Source organism: Bacillus sp. Marseille-Q1617 (genome assembly GCF_903645295.1).
Classification (GTDB): domain Bacteria; phylum Bacillota; class Bacilli; order Bacillales; family Bacillaceae_B; genus Rossellomorea.
Genome location: NZ_CAHJXM010000001.1, coordinates 1,482,055 through 1,501,040 on the forward strand (window position 1 = coordinate 1,482,055; position 18,986 = coordinate 1,501,040).

19 protein-coding genes are annotated in these 18,986 nt (G+C 41.1%); 15 read left to right on the forward strand and 4 right to left on the reverse strand.

From position 1 onward, the window contains the following. Window positions 1-119 precede the first annotated feature (119 nt). The 4 genes from fadH (at window position 120) to HWX64_RS07415 (ending at window position 3,591) form a co-directional block, all read left to right on the forward strand. Entirely contained in the window at window positions 120-887 is a 768-nt protein-coding gene (fadH, locus tag HWX64_RS07400; protein WP_175988656.1) for a 2,4-dienoyl-CoA reductase, read from the forward strand. A gap of 230 nt (window positions 888-1,117) precedes the next feature. Further along, a complete protein-coding gene (locus HWX64_RS07405) occupies window positions 1,118-2,341 on the forward strand; it encodes an EAL domain-containing protein (RefSeq protein ID WP_175988658.1) in 1,224 nt (407 codons plus the stop codon). A 141-nt stretch (window positions 2,342-2,482) separates the two neighbouring features. Continuing rightward, a complete protein-coding gene (locus HWX64_RS07410) occupies window positions 2,483-2,722 on the forward strand; it encodes a hypothetical protein (RefSeq protein ID WP_175988660.1) in 240 nt (79 codons plus the stop codon). A gap of 362 nt (window positions 2,723-3,084) precedes the next feature. After that, window positions 3,085-3,591: a DUF3993 domain-containing protein gene (locus HWX64_RS07415; RefSeq protein ID WP_175988662.1), complete on the forward strand. Its 507-nt coding sequence runs from the start codon at window positions 3,085-3,087 to the stop codon at window positions 3,589-3,591. A gap of 55 nt (window positions 3,592-3,646) precedes the next feature. On the opposite strand, the gene HWX64_RS07420 is transcribed toward HWX64_RS07415, so the two are convergent. Next, entirely contained in the window at window positions 3,647-3,880 is a 234-nt protein-coding gene (locus HWX64_RS07420) for a glutaredoxin family protein (protein WP_175988664.1), read from the reverse strand. A gap of 4 nt (window positions 3,881-3,884) precedes the next feature. Next, on the reverse strand, window positions 3,885-4,832 hold the full coding sequence (locus tag HWX64_RS07425; RefSeq protein WP_175988666.1) for an MBL fold metallo-hydrolase: 948 nt from the start codon (window positions 4,830-4,832) through the stop codon (window positions 3,885-3,887). Window positions 4,833-4,984: 152 nt separating this feature from the next. Between HWX64_RS07425 and HWX64_RS07430 the strand changes: the two genes are divergently transcribed. From HWX64_RS07430 to HWX64_RS07440, 3 genes are all read left to right on the forward strand, one after another. Further along, on the forward strand, window positions 4,985-5,230 hold the full coding sequence (locus HWX64_RS07430; RefSeq protein ID WP_032089035.1) for a YkuJ family protein: 246 nt from the start codon (window positions 4,985-4,987) through the stop codon (window positions 5,228-5,230). A 229-nt stretch (window positions 5,231-5,459) separates the two neighbouring features. After that, on the forward strand, window positions 5,460-5,897 hold the full coding sequence (gene cbpB, locus HWX64_RS07435; RefSeq protein WP_175988668.1) for a cyclic-di-AMP-binding protein CbpB: 438 nt from the start codon (window positions 5,460-5,462) through the stop codon (window positions 5,895-5,897). Window positions 5,898-6,043: 146 nt separating this feature from the next. Continuing rightward, complete coding sequence (locus HWX64_RS07440; protein ID WP_175989676.1) at window positions 6,044-7,543, forward strand: MDR family MFS transporter; 1,500 nt, start codon at window positions 6,044-6,046, stop codon at window positions 7,541-7,543. Here HWX64_RS07440 and HWX64_RS07445 read toward each other — a convergent pair. Next, entirely contained in the window at window positions 7,532-8,257 is a 726-nt protein-coding gene (locus HWX64_RS07445; RefSeq protein WP_175988670.1) for a sulfite exporter TauE/SafE family protein, read from the reverse strand. The genes HWX64_RS07440 and HWX64_RS07445 overlap by 12 nt on opposite strands. A gap of 109 nt (window positions 8,258-8,366) precedes the next feature. On the opposite strand from HWX64_RS07445, the gene HWX64_RS07450 reads away from it, so the two are divergent. The 3 genes from HWX64_RS07450 (at window position 8,367) to HWX64_RS07460 (ending at window position 11,311) form a co-directional block, all read left to right on the forward strand. Further along, on the forward strand, window positions 8,367-9,248 hold the full coding sequence (locus HWX64_RS07450) for a LysR family transcriptional regulator (protein ID WP_175988672.1): 882 nt from the start codon (window positions 8,367-8,369) through the stop codon (window positions 9,246-9,248). Between the two features lie 91 nt (window positions 9,249-9,339). Then, a complete protein-coding gene (gene dapD / locus HWX64_RS07455) occupies window positions 9,340-10,050 on the forward strand; it encodes a 2,3,4,5-tetrahydropyridine-2,6-dicarboxylate N-acetyltransferase (protein ID WP_175988673.1) in 711 nt (236 codons plus the stop codon). A 130-nt stretch (window positions 10,051-10,180) separates the two neighbouring features. Continuing rightward, the gene (locus tag HWX64_RS07460) at window positions 10,181-11,311 is read left to right on the forward strand and encodes an N-acetyldiaminopimelate deacetylase (RefSeq protein WP_175988675.1); all 1,131 of its coding nucleotides are present in this window, start codon (window positions 10,181-10,183) and stop codon (window positions 11,309-11,311) included. A gap of 51 nt (window positions 11,312-11,362) precedes the next feature. Here the strand turns inward: HWX64_RS07460 and HWX64_RS07465 are convergent, their stop codons facing one another. Then, complete coding sequence (locus HWX64_RS07465) at window positions 11,363-12,229, reverse strand: mechanosensitive ion channel family protein (protein WP_254871065.1); 867 nt, start codon at window positions 12,227-12,229, stop codon at window positions 11,363-11,365. Between the two features lie 365 nt (window positions 12,230-12,594). Between HWX64_RS07465 and HWX64_RS07470 the strand changes: the two genes are divergently transcribed. The 5 genes from HWX64_RS07470 to HWX64_RS07490 all read left to right on the forward strand — a co-directional run bounded on the left by HWX64_RS07470 (window position 12,595) and on the right by HWX64_RS07490 (window position 18,892). Continuing rightward, window positions 12,595-13,137: a peroxiredoxin gene (locus tag HWX64_RS07470; RefSeq protein WP_175988679.1), complete on the forward strand. Its 543-nt coding sequence runs from the start codon at window positions 12,595-12,597 to the stop codon at window positions 13,135-13,137. Between the two features lie 101 nt (window positions 13,138-13,238). Next, window positions 13,239-13,694 carry a TlpA disulfide reductase family protein gene (locus tag HWX64_RS07475; protein WP_175988681.1) on the forward strand — a complete coding sequence of 152 codons (456 nt, stop codon included), beginning with the start codon at window positions 13,239-13,241 and terminating at the stop codon, window positions 13,692-13,694. Window positions 13,695-13,895: 201 nt separating this feature from the next. Further along, the gene (locus HWX64_RS07480) at window positions 13,896-15,650 is read left to right on the forward strand and encodes an ABC transporter ATP-binding protein (RefSeq protein ID WP_175988683.1); all 1,755 of its coding nucleotides are present in this window, start codon (window positions 13,896-13,898) and stop codon (window positions 15,648-15,650) included. Between the two features lie 9 nt (window positions 15,651-15,659). Further along, window positions 15,660-17,483, forward strand: a complete 1,824-nt coding sequence (locus HWX64_RS07485) for an ABC transporter ATP-binding protein (RefSeq protein WP_175988685.1) — start codon at window positions 15,660-15,662, stop codon at window positions 17,481-17,483. Window positions 17,484-17,947: 464 nt separating this feature from the next. After that, on the forward strand, window positions 17,948-18,892 hold the full coding sequence (locus HWX64_RS07490) for a nuclease-related domain-containing protein (protein ID WP_175988687.1): 945 nt from the start codon (window positions 17,948-17,950) through the stop codon (window positions 18,890-18,892). Window positions 18,893-18,986 lie beyond the last annotated feature (94 nt).

An 18,986-nucleotide genomic window follows, 5' to 3' on the forward strand; every position in this document is an offset into this window, starting at 1 on the left:
TCCGGCACGTGATTTTCATCATGTGCCGGATTTTTTATGTCTCAAAGCTGGCTGTTTGGAAACGGTTTGTGATAAAATAATGAGTGAATATTCATTCACTTTAAAGGGGGATATGTATAATGGGAGAAACACAAACGGTGATCATCACTGGAGGCTCCAATGGTATGGGGAAATATATGGCGAAATTTTTCCTGGAAAAGGGTTCGAATGTCGTCATCACGGGGCGGAATGAAGAGAGACTGCAGTCAGTAAAAGAAGAATTCGCAGCGCTTGAAGGGGAACTGGAAGTATTTCAGATGGATGTGAGAGAACAGGAGCACTCTGAGGCAATGGTTAAATTCACAGCAGAGAAGTTCGGTAGAATTGATGTGTTGATCAACAATGCAGCCGGAAATTTTATCTGCCCTGTTGAAAAAATGACTCCTAACGGATGGAAATCTGTCATTGATATCGTTCTGAATGGAACATTCCTTTGTTCCCATGCAGTGGGCAATCATTGGATTGCAGAAAAGCAAAAAGGGTCGATTATCAATATGGTGGCTACATATGCATGGAATGCCGGAGCCGGGGTAGCCCACTCAGCTGCGGCAAAAGCGGGTGTCTTATCTTTGACGAGAACGCTTGCTGTTGAATGGGGTCACAAGTATGGAATACGTACCAACGCCATCGCCCCGGGACCGATTGAACGAACAGGAGGGGCAGAAAAGCTATGGGTCTCAGATGAAGCTGCCAAACGTACGATTGAAAGCGTGCCTCTAAAGCGGCTCGGGACCCCTGAAGAAATTGCGGGACTTGCTTACTTCATTTCTTCTGAACAAGCAGCATATATGAATGGAGAATGCATCACATTGGATGGAGGTCAATGGTTGAATCAATTTCCATTCTAATATCCATCATGTAAGCTTTTGAATGAACATAATGATAAATAAAACCGCAGGCAGTCAGAATGCAAACACTTTAAGTAAGTAAATTCCACAAAGGCAGCTTTGTCAGGTGAGAAGAATGCTTTTAAGTGATTGCATTCTTTTTTTGCTGATTTTTCGATCATTTAAGCTTAACACTAAGGGTTCATATGTTATACTTATGCAAAAAAATGTTTAAGGTTGGAGGAGTGCTTATGGATCCCTTAGATATCATTTCAAATATTGAGAAAGTCATTCCTTATTTTCAACCGGTTTTCAGCGCGGATGAACATAAAATAATCGGCTATGAAGTGCTGGGCAGAATCATCCATGAGAATGGGGAGGCGGTAAGCCTTGGCCCTTTTTTCACGGGTAATGATATTCCAGATGAATATAAGATGGAAGTCGATGAAAATGTGACTAGAAAGGCACTCAATCAATTCATTTCAGCTAATCAGGAAGGGTTGATTTTTATTAACCGTGATGCCAGGCTGCTCATGTTCGACCATGGGGAATCCTTCCTGGAATTACTGCTGGATTATAAAGACAAAGGACTTCAGTTGAATCGTATAGTATTAGAGCTTTCCGAGAAGACGTTTCACGGCGATTTCGAACAGCTTTTACATGTTCTTTTATATTATAAAACGTATGGAATTAAAGTAGCCATCGACAATGTTGGCGGGAACATGGGGGAGCTTGACAGACTGTCACATTTTTCTCCCGATATTCTGAAAGTCGATCTCTCACAACTTCGAAATGACGCAGGAAACAAGATGTACAAAGATATATTATTCAGTCTTTCCGTGCTTGCCAGAAAAATTGGAGCTTCACTCCTGTTCGAGAATATAGAAATTAATTATCAGCTGCAATTTGCATGGTTGAATGGAGGCAGATTTTATCAGGGATATTATCTAAAGCACCCTTCAGCTACTTTCTTGAAAAGTGAAATCCTTAAAGACAAACTAAAGGAAAAATGCGAGGATTACATTCGTTATGAAAAGAAACATTTAGAAGCAGGTTATCAATTCGCGGATGATTTACATAAAGAGATCACCCAAACGTTATCACAGCTGAAAAAACAAACAGAAGACTTTGATAAACTGCTCACCGGACTCGCAGTCACATTTGCAGATAAGTGTTTTCGATTGTATATGTGCGATGAGAATGGGTTTCAGGTCACAAGCAATATCCTGAAAGTACATGGTAAATGGGAGCTCCATCAGAGATTCAAGGGGAAGAATTGGAGCTGGCGCCCGTATTTCTTGGAAAACATTCTCCGAATGAGAATCAATAAAAAAGGATTATTGTCGGATATCTATAGTGATATTGATTCTGGGGAACCAATCCGCACCTACTCTTATCCATTTGGAAATGGATTATATCTTTTCATGGATTTATCTTATGAGTTTTTATTTGAAGAAGAAAGCCTTCTTTATTAGAAGCATTTTGCCAAGATAGACCTCAAACCAAATTTTCTTACCTGCCTCCTATACTAATGGAAGCACATCCACTTTTCCTTGAATAGGGTTTTCCCATTAGGGGAAATTATCTGTAATGGATCAATAAAAGGAGGGGCATGGATGAGTATTTTTATTATACTGCTCTCATTAATTGCAATAGCAGTAGCTGGATATTCAGTTTATTATACATTTAAGGTTGCAGGGCAGGAGAAGCGGTTAAAAGGTGATTTCGACACAGATATTCCGGAGGCTGTTAAGCAGCATCCCTTCATTCGGAATCCGGTATTTCTCGCGATCTTAGTATTTACCGTTTTCGTGGTCGTCATGATTTTGTATCTTTCCTTTAATTTTTCGTATTAATTTTGCCCCGGCAAGGCTTGAGGGATATGTTAGACTGCTGGACGGAAACGGTCAGGGCTAATTACCGAAACCATGTTAGTAAAAAAGAGGCTGGGATATAAGAGATATAGTGTAAGTAAAAACCCGAACCGATTTGTAGTTTAAATGGCAAATTGGTTCGGGTTTTTAATTTTTTCCCAGCCTCTTTTTCTGGTTAGATATTCCAGTGCTCATAGTGTTTAACTTCCAATTTCACCGGGAAATTTACAAATAAGTGAAAACGATGTCAATCCTTGTAGAGATTATTCGAACAAAACTTAGCCAATCGACAAATTTCAGTTGCTACAATATATTCATCTAATTATTTTAAGGAGGGGAATAAAATGGAAAAAAGAAGATTATTGCTCTTATTTATGATCATCGGATTGGTTTCAGCAGCGTGCGGACAAGTCAATCAGACCCAGGCGTCCACTTTCAAGGAAAAGCAGGCACTGGCTTTAGTAAAGGAAGCGTTCCAAACCCAAGTTTCATTAAGTGAACAGCCTCAATCACTGGAAGCCATTGAAAACCAGCTTAATTCTTCCTTTACAGAAGAACTGTCTGATTCATTTATTGAAGAAAATGTCATAAAAGTAGAAGATGGCTTTCAAACGTTTGGTTCAGACTTTGCACCATACTATATTCCTTTCTTTAAATACGATGAGCACACAAAAGTTAAGTATGCAGATGGAAAGTGGTACATATGGGAAGAACGGACAGGTGAAGAAAAAGGTCCTGTCTCAACAGAGCCGGGAGTGGAAGCCGTTGTTTTAACAAAGGTAAAAGGTGATTGGAAAGTATCTTCTATAACCAATGAATTGCCGGGAGACATCACGTCATACAAAGAATAAACATTAAAAAAGATACCTCCAGGGTGATGAGGTATCTTTTTTAATGTGATTTATTTTATAAATTCAATGCCGTTTTGAGCGCTTCCAGGTTAAATCCTGATATGACTGTATCGTCGACAGTGATGGTAGGAGTTGAGTAGGATTTCAATTGGTTGATCAAATGTTCTCTTGCCCCGTTGTCTTCCTTAATATTTTTTTCAAGGTATTCGATCTTATATTCTTTCAGGAAGAGCTTTACTACCTCGCAAGGCGGGCAATCAGGCTGGGTGTATAACGTAACTTTTCTCAAACTTTCATTTCCCCTTTTGTAGTTTTGTTAAATAGTCGACTATTCCCATTGCAGAAACCTTCATGTCAAGTTCCAAGAGTTGAAATAGTGAGTGCTGTGGATCCAAGCCCTTTTGAACAAAAGAAGCTTTTGCCAGATTGTATAGTTCAGCAGAGAGTTTTTCGACGTTTTCGTCCATTGAGGCCTTGGGGGAAAATGTCTTTTGTGCTTTTTCCATGAACAATTCCAGCCATCCCTCAACTTCATTAAGAGCCTGTTCCACCTCTTCTGTCATCCCATAGTGACCGAAATAGATCCGATCTAATTTCATATCTCTGAAAAAATGGATCGCTTCCTTCATTGAATCAGGGTTAAATTGGTTGGGTGATGTGGAAGGGAGATAAAAGGATGCTTCATCTGCCCGATATTGGATTCCACATGTGTCACCAGTGAACATTCCGCCTGAAACTGGATCGTAAATACTGAAATGATGGTTGGCATGCCCGGGCGTATTATAAAAAGTGAGAGTGCATCCTTCACTCAGTTTCAAGGTTTCTCCGTGATTTTTAACAACCATGCGCTTCTCAGGGATTGGTTTGATGGGTGCAAATAATGTATCAAAATCATCACCGTAAACGGCTTTTGCTCCGGCGATCAACCTCGAGGGATCATTCATGTGCCTGAATCCCTTTGGGTGGACAATGATGGTCGCTGAAGGGCACTCTTCCAGGAAGAGGCCTGCACCTCCGGCATGATCTAAATGGATATGAGTCAGAATTATGTATTGAATATCTTCTAATTTAATGTTTAACTTAGAGAGACCTTTTTTTAGATGAGGGATTGAGGGGCTGGCAGATGTTTCAATGATCGCAAGTGATTCTTCATGAATGATATAGCTCCCGGTCCGTGCTTCCATTGACAAATCCATCAGGTCTACTAATGATATCCTTGAATCTAAACGCTCGATACTCATCTTAACAAATCCTTTCTTAGTCATATATACTTTTTTTCATTATATAGGATTTTTATCAGTATTAGGGCAAAACATTAGATTTAACAGGATAGAATTTGGTACAATGCAAAAGCTATGAAAAAAGAAATAGAACAGGAAAGGAGAGACTGCTTATGTCTCAGCTTCTTGGAATCATACAAAGATTAAAGACATTGCAAGAACAAGGTGAACAAGGGGAAACTCAACAGCGTTTTTTTGAATACAACGGAAAGAAGATTTGTGAGGTAAAGTATTTACCGAAACAGGATACCTTCGAAATTGAAGTCATGAATGAAAAAGGGAGCAGTTTTCCTTTTGACAACATCGACATCACGGCAATTGAAATCTACGAACTGCTGCAGGAAGCAAATCAAGAATAACACTAAGATAACCAGATGAGATCATACTCTTGTTTGGTTATTTTTTTATGTATGTAAATCCATTTATTGTTATTTGTTGAAGCGGATATTTCTACAATTTCCTTCTCCTGTGTTAGAATTAGTGTGGTGCTTTTTTGTAAATGAAATTAACAATCATGATGAATCGAAAAAAGCTTGGCACTAAGAAACATGCTGAATGAAACATTCATAAAAAAATGAGGGGTTTTACATGATTTCATTAAGTAGTAAGGAATTTTTAGAAACGAATATTAAAGATTTTATCATTCCATCAGAGAAAGTCGCTCACGTACAAATGGGTAATTCTCTTGAACATGCTTTGCTGTTATTGACAAAAAGCGGATATTCTTCCATTCCGGTATTGGATTCTGCATTTCGTTTTCAAGGTCTTATCAGCTCATCGCTCATAACTGATGCTGTATTGGGTCTCGAGCGATTTGAGTTTGAGAAGCTTGAATCAATGAAAGTGGAGGAAGTCATGACCAGTGATTTCCCTACGATTTCATTCGATGCGGATTTCAAAAAAGCGGTGGAGCTGTTGATTGATCATCCATTCTTGTGTGTAGTCTCCGATGATGAATATTTTGAAGGGATCATGACCAGAAGAGTGATGTTGAAACAGCTCAAACGGAACATTTATAATTCCTAATATCTTTTGAAATGTATCAGTACGAAAAAAGTGTTTAACATGTAATCAAAACACGGAGACCCCAAAGGGGGAACTCCATGATAGAAAAAGGAGGATGGCATAACTTGTCATCCTCTTTCATTGAAGACTTATTGAAGGAGATCAAAATGAGCAGTTTGGGGAAGCAAGGATTGAAGCAGACAAAAAAACCTTATGTATTAATAGCCGTCATGCTTGCTATGTTCATGGGAGCGATTGAAGCGACGATTGTATCGACGGCAATGCCTGCAATAGTTGGCGATTTAGGGGGATTCTCACTTTATAGCTGGGTATTTTCATCATACTTATTGATGAATGCCGTGACTGTATTGATTTATGGGAAATTATCGGATCTATTTGGAAGAAAACCGATCATTACGACTGGTATTGTCATTTTCCTGATGGGTTCAATACTTTGCGGATTATCACAATCAATGACGCAGCTGATCATTTTCAGGTTTATCCAAGGGTTTGGAGCAGGTGCGGTTCTTCCGATGGCAACGACGATTGTAGGAGATATTTATTCGAAAGAAGAGCGTGCGAAAATTCAGGGGTATCTATCCAGTGTATGGGGCATATCAGCTATCAGCGGTCCTCTTATCGGGGGCATTCTTGTTGAATATGTAAGCTGGCGTTATGTTTTCTGGGTCAACATCCCTCTTGGCATTCTCGCTATTGCAGGATTGTGGCTTTTCTTACATGAAAATATTGAAAAGAAAAAACCAGTCATTGATTATGGAGGAGCAGCGTTACTCGTATTGACCGTTTCCTCCTTGATGGTTGTGTTGGTAGAAGGCGGCGTCCGGCTTCCATGGGACTCCTGGCAGACGATTCTCCTCGTCAGCACATCGGTCTTAGGTCTTGGGGTGTTTATCTATCATGAGATGAGGACGCCGCAGCCTATGATGCCGTTTGACTTATGGAAGGTACGCTCCATTCTGGTAGCAAATGTGGTGTCACTGACTACGGGAATCATGCTGATCGGGATTTCCAGCTTTCTTCCTGCCTTTGTTCAGGGGGTCATGGAAAGAAGCGCGACAGTTGCTGGATTTACACTTACGGCTATGTCGATTGGTTGGCCGATTTCCGCTACAATCGCAGGCCGCTTATTATTAAAAGCGGGTTACTTTTTCACTTCCTTGATCGGAGGGATTTCTCTAATAGTGGGAGCATCTGTCTTTGTATTTATGCAGCCCTCCTTTGGGCCATTATGGGCTGCATGCGGTTCCTTCTTTATCGGGGTCGGAATGGGATTATCCTCTACAGCGTTTATCGTTTCCATCCAATCAACAGTTGAGTGGAAAGTAAGGGGTATAGCCACCGCCACAAATATGTTCATGAGGAATCTGGGAACCACGATTGGCGCGGCGCTGCTTGGAGGAATTCTCAATAGCAGATTGAAAGATTATCTGCAAGAGTCGGAAGCAGGCGGTGAACTGTCCATAGATGGAGTCAATGCTTTATTAAGCGAAACAGAAAGAGCCAGTTTATCTCCAGGCTTACTTCAGACTCTTCAGGAGGGGTTAACGTCCTCCCTTCATACGGTTTATCTCGTGGTCCTCATCTTTGCCGCCATGAGCTTTATTGGGATTATGTTTCTGCCAAAGGATAAAGGATTAAAGGAATAATCGCATCCCCACCTGTAAAATTAATATGAATGTAATGATATTCAATAAAATCCCTGCTTGTTTAATGGAAACCTTTGAAGCTAATCTGACAGACAGCTGGGCCCCAATCAAGGCACCTAAGGCAAAAGGGAGCGCTGTCATCCATTCGACATGGCCATTGCTCCAATACATCGTAAAAGCACCGAGGCAGCTGACAAAGGTTTGAAATCTTGTCAATGCTACGGTTTTCAGATAAGTAAGACCGTGCCTAAGATGCGTGTACATGAGGAGCGTCGCCTGGCCGGGGCCGAATAAACCGTCATACGAACTGATCAAAAAAAGCTTTCCAAAGGGGAGCGTGTACTTTCCTTTCTTTCTTTCCGGCTGGATCCCTTTCAGCAAACTTAAAAGCAGGGCAAACAATAAAAAGAAAAAAGCCAGCCATTCGAGGACTGCAGGATTTATTTTATCAGCTAGAAACGCACCAAGGATGCCCCCTGCCAAGGCAAGCGGGAGGATGGGGAGGCATTCCCTATAGGTCACTTTTCTGTCTTTAAGCAAATAAACAAAGCTGGAAGATGAACTGATGATATTTGAGAATTTAGCAGTAGCTATACTTGTGTGAACAGGGATGCCGAGAAGAAGCATGACCGGCATTCCAATCAACCCGCCGCTTCCTGCCAGTGTACCCACAAATGCAACAATCATCCCAGTTATGAACAAAAGTAATTCCATTTTTTTCACCTCGCCGACCGTTCTTCTTACATTCTATTCCATATTATCTGATAATGAAATTCTATTTATATTAAGATATAATATAAGAAAAACTTATGAGGTTGTTTTTATGGCATTTACTGAATATCAATTATTGCAAGTATTGGCTCAAGAAATGAATATGCGGAAGGCGGCTGAAAGACTTTTCGTATCTCAGCCAGCTTTGTCGCAACGGCTCCAAAATATAGAAAAAGAATGGGGAACCAAACTCTTTCTGCGTTCGCAAAAAGGGCTCTCTTTGACACCTGCTGGGGAGCTTGTCGTCAAATTAGCCGACGAAATGCTCGGGAGACAAGAGATTGTGAAAGAACAGATCCAGGCACTGGAAAATGAAGTTCACGGTACTTTAAAGATTGCATGTGCTTCAATAGTGGGACAGAATTGGCTCCCTAAAGTACTGAAGCGCTTTGTCGAGACCTATCCCCACGCCAAAATTTCTCTTATGACGGGCTGGAGCAGCGAAATCCTCAAAGCCATCTATGAAGATGAAGTCCATATCGGTATCATCAGAGGTACACCGGACTGGAAAGGGCCCAAGCATCATTTATTTCAAGATACTTTGTATCTGGTCGATCGTGAAATTCAGACAATTGAGGAAGTGATGAAAACAGACAGGCCGTTCATTCAATTTAAAAGTGATTCAAATTATTATCAGGAAATTCAGGAATGGTGGCACCGGCAATTTCAAACGACCCCTAAACGTACAATCGTCGTTGACCAGATCGAGACGTGCAAACAAATGACGCTGAATGGAATAGGCTATGCCATCCTGCCGGCAATCACCTTGAATGGTATGGAAGAAGATATTTATAAGCTTCCTTTGGTCGATGAACATGACACCCTCATCCATCGTGATACATGGCTGCTTGGATATGAATCTGCCTTTCAACTAAGGCAAGTCGATGCTTTTGTTGAAATTGTAAAAGAATTCCTGGATGGAAATTCTGGATAATCAGGATTTTTTGGTTGTCTTCTACCCTTTAATTTGATAAAGTAATTCAAGGAAGAATCTGAATTTATACATAATTTTGGAGGGGAAAAGCATGAAAATGATGGATGCGAACGAGATTATCTCTTTTATTCAAAATAGTACAAAATCAACACCTGTAAAGGTTTATGTAAAAGGGAATTTAGAAGGGATCGACTTTGGATCCTCTTCACAAACCTTCATCGAAGGGAATACCGGGGTGGTTTTCGGTGAGTGGAATGAACTTTCGAAGGTCCTGGAAGAAAACAGTGAGAATATTGAAGACTATGTTCTGGAAAATGACCGCAGAAACTCTGCCATTCCACTATTGGACCTTAAAGGAGTGAAAGCCCGTATCGAACCTGGGGCTATCATCAGGGATCAGGTGGAGATCGGTGAAAACTGTGTCATCATGATGGGCTCAGTCATTAATATCGGTTCAGTGGTTGGTGCCGGCACAATGATCGATATGAACGTCGTGCTTGGCGGACGTGCAACCGTAGGGAAGAACTGTCATATTGGTGCAGGAGCTGTCCTTGCGGGTGTCATCGAGCCTCCTTCAGCGAAGCCGGTCATCATTGAAGACGACGTCGTGATCGGTGCGAACGCTGTAGTATTAGAAGGTGTAACGGTCGGAAAAGGTTCTGTGGTTGCAGCAGGAGCGGTAGTCGTAGATGACGTCCCTCCATACACTGTCGTAGCCGGCACACCTGCCAAGAAGCTAAAAGACATCGATGACAAAACTAAATCAAAAACCGAAATCAAACAGGAACTGCGCCAGCTTTAATTTAGTATAAAAACAAAGCATGGTAAAGATCTGATATATTTAACAGCCTCATGCAAGAACGGACGGAAAGAAAAACCTTTCGTCTGTTCTTTTTGTATAGGGAAAGTAAGGAAAGGCAGGGAGGGGCATTATGCCTGTAACAGATTTTAAATCAATCAGAAGAGACCTTCATAAGATTCCTGAATTGGGATATCAGGAATATAAGACACAAAAGTATTTAATGGATTACATTTCCAGTCTTCCTTCACATAGATATGAAATAAAAAAATGGAAGACCGGATTGTTTGTAAAAATAGCAGGGACAAATCCGACCAGAATCATCGGTTACCGTGCGGATATTGATGGACTGCCCATAAAAGAGGAAACGGGTTTGGAATACTCTTCGGATCATATTGGAAGCATGCATGCATGCGGTCACGACTTTCATATGTCGATTGCACTCGGGGTCATGACATATTTTATAGAACAGCCAATTGAAGATGACCTATTGTTTATTTTTCAGCCTGCAGAGGAAGGTCCGGGTGGAGCGAAGCCCATGCTTGAAAGTGATGAGATGAAGGAATGGATGCCTGATGCTGTTTTCGCACTCCATATAGCCCCTGAATACGAGGTTGGGACGGTCGCGATAAAGGAAGGTCTATTATTTGCCAATACATCCGAGCTGTTTCTCAAGTTCAAAGGAAAAGGCGGCCACGCAGCGTATCCCCATCAAACTAAAGACATGATTGTTGCTGCTTCACACTTCGTGACCCAGCTGCAGTCCATCGTTTCAAGGAATGTGGATCCTTTGGACAGCGCAGTCATCACGATTGGTAAGATGGAAAGCGGCACGGTTCAAAATATCATTGCTGAAACCGCCACCTTGGAAGGAACGATCCGCACACTATCTCCCGAATCGATGAAGAGTGTGAAAACAAGATTGGAAGCACTGATCCAAGGAATGAAAATTAGTTACGACTGTGACATTGAAGTTGATTATGGCAGTATGTATCAACAGGTATACAATGATCCGGAATGGACGAAAGACTTCATATCATTTGTGCAGAAAACGGATAACCGTCACCTTGTACTATGCAAAGAGGCTATGACAGGAGAAGATTTTGGTTACATGCTTGAGAACATACCGGGATTCATGTTCTGGCTGGGTGTAAATTCCCCTTATGGGCTGCATCATTCTAAATTGAACCCGGAAGAAGAAGCAATTGACTTTGCTATTTCACTCCTTACTGAGTACTTTGAGTCTTTGAATGTGAAGAAATAAAATAAAAAGCGGCCGGCACCTGTAAAGATGGAGCCGGCCGCTTTATTTAATTTACTGATCTTTCTTCTCGATATAAACTTGATGAGGGAAAGGAATTTCAATCCCGTTTTGGTCAAGAGCTTCTTTTAGAGCTTTCCGAAGCTTTCTTTCCACTCCCCACTGTTCCATATTCTTTGTTTTACCGATGATGCGAAGCACCACGTCGGAAGCACCCAGTGTCTGCACACCGATGACATTGGGGCCATCCACGATGTTGTTGTCTTCCTGAGCAATCTGGTCGCAAACCTGTTGGAGCACCACAATCGCTTTATCGATATCATCATCATAAGAAATTCCGATATCTACAAGCGCGCGCATATTGCCTCTTGAGTGATTACTAACACTGGTGATTTCCCTGTTCGGGACATAATGGAGTGTTCCATCAAATCCGCGGATGTGAGTGGTGCGGAGTCCAACCTCTTCAACAATGCCTGAGAAATTCCCGGTGGAAACGTAGTCACCGACATCCACTTGTTTTTCTAACAGGATGAAAAAACCTGTGACCACATCACTGACAAGTCCCTGGGCACCGAAACCGACTGCAAGACCAATGATGCCGGCACCAGCCAGAATAGCTGTTACCTGAATACCGAAGATTTGTAGAATCGTTACAAAGAAGATAAAAATCAGGACATAACCGACTATATTTTTGCTGAGGCTTTGAAGCGTTTGAGCCCTGCCGGCCGAAACATCATTTCTTTTACTGTACTTATCAAATATTCTTTCGAGCACCTTGTTTGCTGCTCCTTTTACCACTATGAAGGCAATCCAGATCGCTAAAACCTGTAAGGCACCGATTCCAATGGTGACCAGCAGTCCGCCCCAATTGAAATTGGCGATCTTATCGCCTAAAACATTCAGTCCAACTATGTAATTCAAGCAAAACATCCTTTCTCTAAAAGTAATGAACCTTTATAGTATATACATTGCAATAAGGGTTATGTCAAAGGTGAAATCTGCAAATGCATATTGTTTTATTCCCCGCTTGGAAAATGGTAAACTTTAATCAAATGCTCAAATATTGATTTTGCTTTTTTTAGATGACTAAATTTCTATTTAATAGGGAAAAACAAATAAGGGATTGATTTAATAAATTATAATCATTTTTATATTAAATTGATTATAATCTAACATTGACTGGAAAATACGAATCCCTTATAATGAAAATTGTGAATAAGAAAGGACAGGCTCCAGCCTGTATCTTTCTCAAAATTATATAAAAAACTCATTGGAGGGATTTTTTCATGGCAGAACGCATGGTAGGTAAACAAGCTCCACGTTTTGAAATGGACGCTGTAATGCCAAACAAAGAATTTGGTAAGGTATCACTTGAAGAAAATATGAAAAATGACAAATGGACAGTATTGTTCTTCTACCCAATGGATTTCACTTTCGTGTGTCCAACTGAAATTACAGCAATGTCAGACCGTTACGATGAGTTCGAAGATTTAGATGCAGAAGTTATCGGTGTCTCCACAGACACTATCCATACACACTTAGCCTGGATCAACACTGACCGTAAAGAAAACGGACTTGGTGAGTTGAGATATCCGCTGGCAGCGGACACCAACCACAGTGTATCCAAGGAATACGGAGTATTAATCGAAGACGAGGGTGTAGCACTTCGCGGGCTTTACATCATCAACCCAGAAGGTGAACTTCAATATCAAGTAGTATTCCACAACAACATCGGCCGTGACGTTGAAGAAACACTGCGTGTTCTTCAAGCGCTTCAAACCGGGGGACTTTGCCCGGCTAACTGGAAGCCAGGTCAAAAAACTTTATAATTTCCAAATGAATAGAGGCCTAACCGTTTGTTAGGCCTTTTTCTTATCTTGGTGAATTCTATCTTGAATTAATACTATTACAAATAACTGGAGGTCTAATCATGAAACTTCGTGAACAAATGCCTGAACTCAACGGTGCGACTGAGTGGTTAAACGGTGAAGTAACGAAACAAGATCTTATCGGGGAAAAACCGACACTTATACATTTCTGGTCTGTCAGCTGCCACCTTTGCAAGGAAGCCATGCCTCAAGTCAATGAGTTCCGTGACAATTACAGTGACAAGCTGAATGTAATGGCTGTTCATATGCCGCGCTCTGAAGACGATTTAAATTTGGAAGACATCAAAAAGGTTGCAGCTGAACACGACATTACCCAGCCCATTTTTGTTGATAGTGAGCATAAACTGACAGATGCCTTCGAAAATCAATATGTACCTGCCTATTATGTGTTCGATAAAGATGGCAGCCTCCGTCATTTCCAGGCAGGCGGAAGCGGTATGAAGATGCTTGAAAAGCGTGTCAACAGAGTACTGGGCGAGATGGAAAAAAGCGAATAATCCTGCGGAATATCCAGAATGGATCGGTCTTATGGCCGATCTTTTTTTATTTGTTTCTTATTAATATAAGGATAAGTCGGGAAAATATAAAACAATTCATAAAAAAGTAAAAAATTCTAAAAAAGGGTAGATAAATATTTCGAAACCCGATATATTTAATAATACGTCGTTTTTTACGCACCTAGGGAAGGGAGAGGAATTATGGAAACTTTCAAAAAATTAAAAGCCTATTATTGGCCCTATAAGAAATACTTTTTCATCTCAATGTTTTTTCTTTTATTTGTAACCGGTATCACCGTAGTGTACCCGGTCATACTTCAAAAAACCATTGATGATGTCATTCTGCAAGGCAACTATCAGTGGATTCCTTATCTTGCATTTGGTTTTGTCGGAATCATGATACTAAAAGGAATTACCACTTTCATTCAGCAGTATTGCGGAGATCTATTTGGAATCACTTCCGTTTACAGGCTTAGAAACGAACTGTATGAAAAACTGCAATTCCTGCCATTCAGTTACTATGACAACGCCAAGACTGGAGACTTAATGTCACGTTTGACAGCCGACGTAGAAGCATTTCGCTTTTTCCTGTCATTCGGTTTTACTGAACTACTACGTTTCTTCTTACTAATAACTGTCAGTTTCGGAGTCATGTTTTATTATTCTCCTTCTTTGACATTCGTCACACTCGTGACCCTGCCATTTCTGGCTATTACCGTCTATAAATTTGATAAAGCAGTACACCCGGCATTCAGGGGAATCCGAAAATCGTTTGGTAAGTTGAATACAAATGTCCAAGAAAATATAAGCGGTATCAATACGGTCAAATCTCTGTCACGTGAAGAGTTCCAAATCAATAAATTCAACACATCAAATGGTGATTATAAAGATAAGTACCTTTTCACCTCAGACATATGGGCTAAGTACTTCCCCTTAATGGAGTTCCTCGGAAACGTCAGCGTCGTCATGCTCCTTGCGTACGGTGGTTACCTGGTCATGAATGGGAACCTTCAACCGGGAGAACTTGTCGCGTTTTACAGCCTGGTTTGGTATATCATCTGGCCGATCATGAACCTTGGATTCACCATCAACTTATTCTCCCAATCAAAAGCTTCAGGTGAAAGGCTGTTGGAGATCCTGGAAGTGGATGAAAAAATCAAGGATCATGAAGCAGTTGTCCATGTAGACCGGATGAAAGGTGTAGTGGAGTTCAATCACGTATCTTTAAATTACACAGAACACGATGAGGCTGCCTTGGAGGATATATCGTTCAAAGCAGAAAGCGGGAAAGTCATCGGACTGATCGGAAGTACAGGATCAGGAAAAACAAGCATAACTCAACTAATGACACGCTTTTACGAACCAACTCAAGGAGAAATCCTCATTGACGGGAAAGCGTTAAGTGATTATTCATTAAAATCCCTTCGGAAAAATATCGGGGTTGTACTCCAGGAATCCTTCCTGTTTTCATCTACTATTAAAGCCAACATTTCATACGGCCGACCTGAAGCAACGATGGATGAAATCATTGAAGCTGCAAAGATGGCGCAGGCACATGAGTTCATCACCGAGCTGCCTGACGGTTATGATACAAAGCTTGGAGAGAGGGGACTTGGGCTTTCCGGAGGACAAAAGCAGCGAATTGCGATTGCGCGCGCACTCTGTACAGATCCTTCGATTTTGATTCTTGACGATGCGACAAGTGCAGTAGATATGGAAACGGAATTCAGAATTCAAAAGGCGCTGAAAAATGTCATGTCCGACCGTACGACATTCATCATCGCGCATCGAATCTCATCATTGAAACATGCAGACGAAATTTTGGTCATGGAAAACGGAACCATCGTTGAGCGGGGCGTCCATGACTTCCTTCTCAAAAATAAAGGACCGTATCAACGGATATACGACATCCAATATAAAGATCAAAAAAAGATACTTCAAGCACAAGGAAGGTAGGTGAGGGGAATGAGCAAGAAATCAAAAGTCAATAAGAATGTCTTAAGCCGCTTTCACTATTCAATCGATCAGGTAATCGATAAGCCATTTAACTGGGAGCAGCTTTGGCGCTTACTAACCTATTTAAAGCCATATTCGAAAAAACTGCTTCCCCTTTCGATTGTTACCGTCCTGATTACAACCGCAATCCGGTTGATCATCCCTATTCTGATAGGGGTGTATACTCTTGATAAAGCAATACGTCAGAAAGATGGAACGCTCCTTTTTACACTGGTGGGCATCATCGCAGGACTTTATGTCATTAATTATGTCGCCAACGTCCTCCGGATACGCTGGATGAACGAGCTGGGGCAGGGAGTGATTTATGACTTGAGGAAGCATCTGTTCAGTCATGTCCAGTGGCTGTCGCACCGCTTCTTCGACCAGCGCTCGGCCGGTTCGATTCTTGTACGGATCATGAACGATATCAACTCCCTCCAGGAACTATTTACGAATGGAGTCATCAACCTGCTGATGGACATCATCCTGCTTGCGGGGATCATCGTCATCTTATTCACACTCAGTCCGGAACTTACATTGGCGGTCATGGTCATCTTGCCAATCATGTTCTTTATTTCCACCAGCCTGAGAAAAAATATCCGCAGATCCTGGCAGGATGTGAGAATAAAACAGGCCAAACTAAATTCACATTTAAATGAGAGTATACAAGGGATTCGTGTCACTCAATCGTTTACCCAGGAAAAAGAAAATATGGCTTTCTTCGATGGAGTAAATACCGAGACCTTCGACAGCTGGAAAACAGCCACGAAGAAAAATGCCATGTTCAGGCCAATGGTTGAATTGACAAATGCAGTAGGGACAGCCGTATTGATCTGGTATGGAGCGCACCTTATCCAAGGCGGGTCTTTGGAACTCGGGGAATTCGTTTCATTTGCCTTCTATCTGGGGATGTTCTGGGAGCCGATTTCGAGGCTTGGCCAGGTTTACAATCAGCTGCTGATCGGGATGGCATCATCCGAACGTATCTTTGAATTTCTGGATGAACAGCCGATTGTCAATGAAAAACAAAACGCTATTGAATTGAATGATATAAAAGGCCGAATTCAATTTGAAAATGTGGAATTCTCATATGATGATAAGAGAAAAGCACTTAAGAACATCAATTTGGAAATGAAAGAAGGGCAGACTGTCGCATTGGTCGGTCACACAGGCTCCGGGAAAACAACCATCGCTAATTTGATCAGCCGATTCTACGACCCTACCAAAGGGGAAGTGAAAATCGACGGAGTCAATTTACGTGATGTAACAGTATCAAGCTTACGAAGCCAAATCAGCATCGTGCTGCAAGATACCTTCATCTTCTCGGGCACCATCAAAGACAACATCCGATTTGGCAGGCCGGATGCTACTGATGAAGAAGTCCGCGCGGCTGCAGAAGCCATTGGAGCGAACGAATTCATCGAGAAACTTTCTGACGGGTATGATACCGAGGTTGAAGAAAGAGGAAACGTCTTATCCGTCGGCGAAAGACAGCTCTTGTCATTTGCCCGCGCGCTTCTCGCTAATCCGCGCATCATCATTTTGGATGAAGCCACAGCTTCCATCGACACAGAAACAGAAGTAAAGATTCAAAACGCCTTGAAGAAACTGCTTGCCGGACGCACAGCGATCATCATTGCACACCGGCTATCGACCATCCGCGAATCTGATAACATCTTTGTCCTTGAACAAGGAAAGATCAAGGAATCCGGAAACCATGATGAACTCATGGACCAGGAGGGCGATTATTACGAGCTGGTGAAATCACAGTTTAAGATGCTCGAGGCTATGTAGGATTGAGTTTGTGTGAGTTTTGAGATTTTGGAAGGACCCTGCACTTGGTGTGCGGGGTTTTTTTGTTTGGGGGCGGTGGTGGGGACGTTTTTGGAAGTGGAATGGGAGGGAGGCGGTAAGGTGGTGAGGTTTGTCGAAATTTGAAGAATTGTCGGTAAGTTGGTATTTTAGGTTGATAAATTATAAAAAATGTTGATAAATCCAAATTTTTCGTTGATACCGCAATAAAAACGTTGATAACCTAATATTTTCGTTGATAATCTTTCCATTTTTCCATTTACGCTAAGAGTTAGACAGGAATCAACATTACTATTAATGATCTTTGGAATTTGTCAGCTTGCAAATTCTTATTTCATCTATACAATTTTGAATCAGAAGAATTTTTACAAAAAAAGGGTTTTTACCGGTAAATAGAGAATAAAGAACTAATGGAAAAATAATACATCAATTAAAGGAGTGAAAAAGTGTTTCTAAGAGAACGCCCAGTCCCCAAAATTATTTTGTATAATGAAGCCTCACTAAAAAGGCTTCATCCTCTATCTGATTTGCGCCCCAAAATTGAAGAAGGCTTATTAAAAGCTTGGGCAGGATATAATGGTGAATGCAAAGTAGATCGTCAGTTAAGCACCATCGACGATAAGGATATATACATCATTAATGACCTGTGTATCCCTGTTGGTAATACCTATTTCCAAATTGATTCACTGATCCTAACAAAATACGTTCTGCTAATTCTGGAAATTAAAAATATTTCTGGCCACCTTGATATTTCTAATGAGTTCGGTCAGTTAAAGAGAACCCTTAATGGTGAGGTATCAGCTTTTGCGAGTCCTATTGCCCAATGTGAAAAGTACAGAATCCACTTATCAGGCGTGTTAAAGAAAATGAAGATACCCGTCATTCCAATTGAGTTCTTAGTAGTTTTTACAAATCCCACGTCAATTCTTACTGCTTCTTCAAGTGATACAAAAGTGCTTGAAAAAACCGTTAAAATTGAAAGCCTGCTTCCTAAAATTCATAACCTACTAAATATCTTCCATACTCCTCACCTCAGTGACAAAGAGTTGAAGCGCCTTTCCAAATTACTCTTAAGAGAGCACAAACCATTCCCGATAAATAAAATAGAATTAGACTTTACTAAAGGAGTACAATGTACAAATTGTAAAGAGTTTTCTATGATAAGGAAACAAGCTTCTTGGTTTTGTTTGAAATGCAGCTATTTTGATAAAAATGCTCATGTTCGAGCAATTAATGATTATTTCCTGTTAATAGCACCGACTATTACTAATAAGCAAGCAAGAGACTTTCTTGAAATTTCATCACCTCGTACCGCACAATATTTACTTAACTCTATGAATTTAATTCAGTATGGTTATGGAAAAGGGACATATTATAAATCTCCAGATTAATATGGGTATGGGGGATGCTGAGAAAAACTTCCTGGCAAGGAATATCCCCCACACAAGCAAATCCCTTGCCCCAACCCACCCACACCATATAAAC

Coding starts and splice junctions, on each gene's coding strand:
- fadH (WP_175988656.1), top strand. CDS start 120: ATGGGAGAAACACAAACGGTGATCATCACTGGAGGCTCCAATGGTATG.
- HWX64_RS07405 (WP_175988658.1), top strand. CDS start 1,118: ATGGATCCCTTAGATATCATTTCAAATATTGAGAAAGTCATTCCTTAT.
- HWX64_RS07410 (WP_175988660.1), top strand. CDS start 2,483: ATGAGTATTTTTATTATACTGCTCTCATTAATTGCAATAGCAGTAGCT.
- HWX64_RS07415 (WP_175988662.1), top strand. CDS start 3,085: ATGGAAAAAAGAAGATTATTGCTCTTATTTATGATCATCGGATTGGTT.
- HWX64_RS07425 (WP_175988666.1), bottom strand. CDS start 4,832: ATGAGTATCGAGCGTTTAGATTCAAGGATATCATTAGTAGACCTGATG.
- HWX64_RS07430 (WP_032089035.1), top strand. CDS start 4,985: ATGTCTCAGCTTCTTGGAATCATACAAAGATTAAAGACATTGCAAGAA.
- cbpB (WP_175988668.1), top strand. CDS start 5,460: ATGATTTCATTAAGTAGTAAGGAATTTTTAGAAACGAATATTAAAGAT.
- HWX64_RS07440 (WP_175989676.1), top strand. CDS start 6,044: ATGAGCAGTTTGGGGAAGCAAGGATTGAAGCAGACAAAAAAACCTTAT.
- HWX64_RS07445 (WP_175988670.1), bottom strand. CDS start 8,257: ATGGAATTACTTTTGTTCATAACTGGGATGATTGTTGCATTTGTGGGT.
- HWX64_RS07450 (WP_175988672.1), top strand. CDS start 8,367: ATGGCATTTACTGAATATCAATTATTGCAAGTATTGGCTCAAGAAATG.
- dapD (WP_175988673.1), top strand. CDS start 9,340: ATGAAAATGATGGATGCGAACGAGATTATCTCTTTTATTCAAAATAGT.
- HWX64_RS07460 (WP_175988675.1), top strand. CDS start 10,181: ATGCCTGTAACAGATTTTAAATCAATCAGAAGAGACCTTCATAAGATT.
- HWX64_RS07470 (WP_175988679.1), top strand. CDS start 12,595: ATGGCAGAACGCATGGTAGGTAAACAAGCTCCACGTTTTGAAATGGAC.
- HWX64_RS07475 (WP_175988681.1), top strand. CDS start 13,239: ATGAAACTTCGTGAACAAATGCCTGAACTCAACGGTGCGACTGAGTGG.
- HWX64_RS07480 (WP_175988683.1), top strand. CDS start 13,896: ATGGAAACTTTCAAAAAATTAAAAGCCTATTATTGGCCCTATAAGAAA.
- HWX64_RS07485 (WP_175988685.1), top strand. CDS start 15,660: ATGAGCAAGAAATCAAAAGTCAATAAGAATGTCTTAAGCCGCTTTCAC.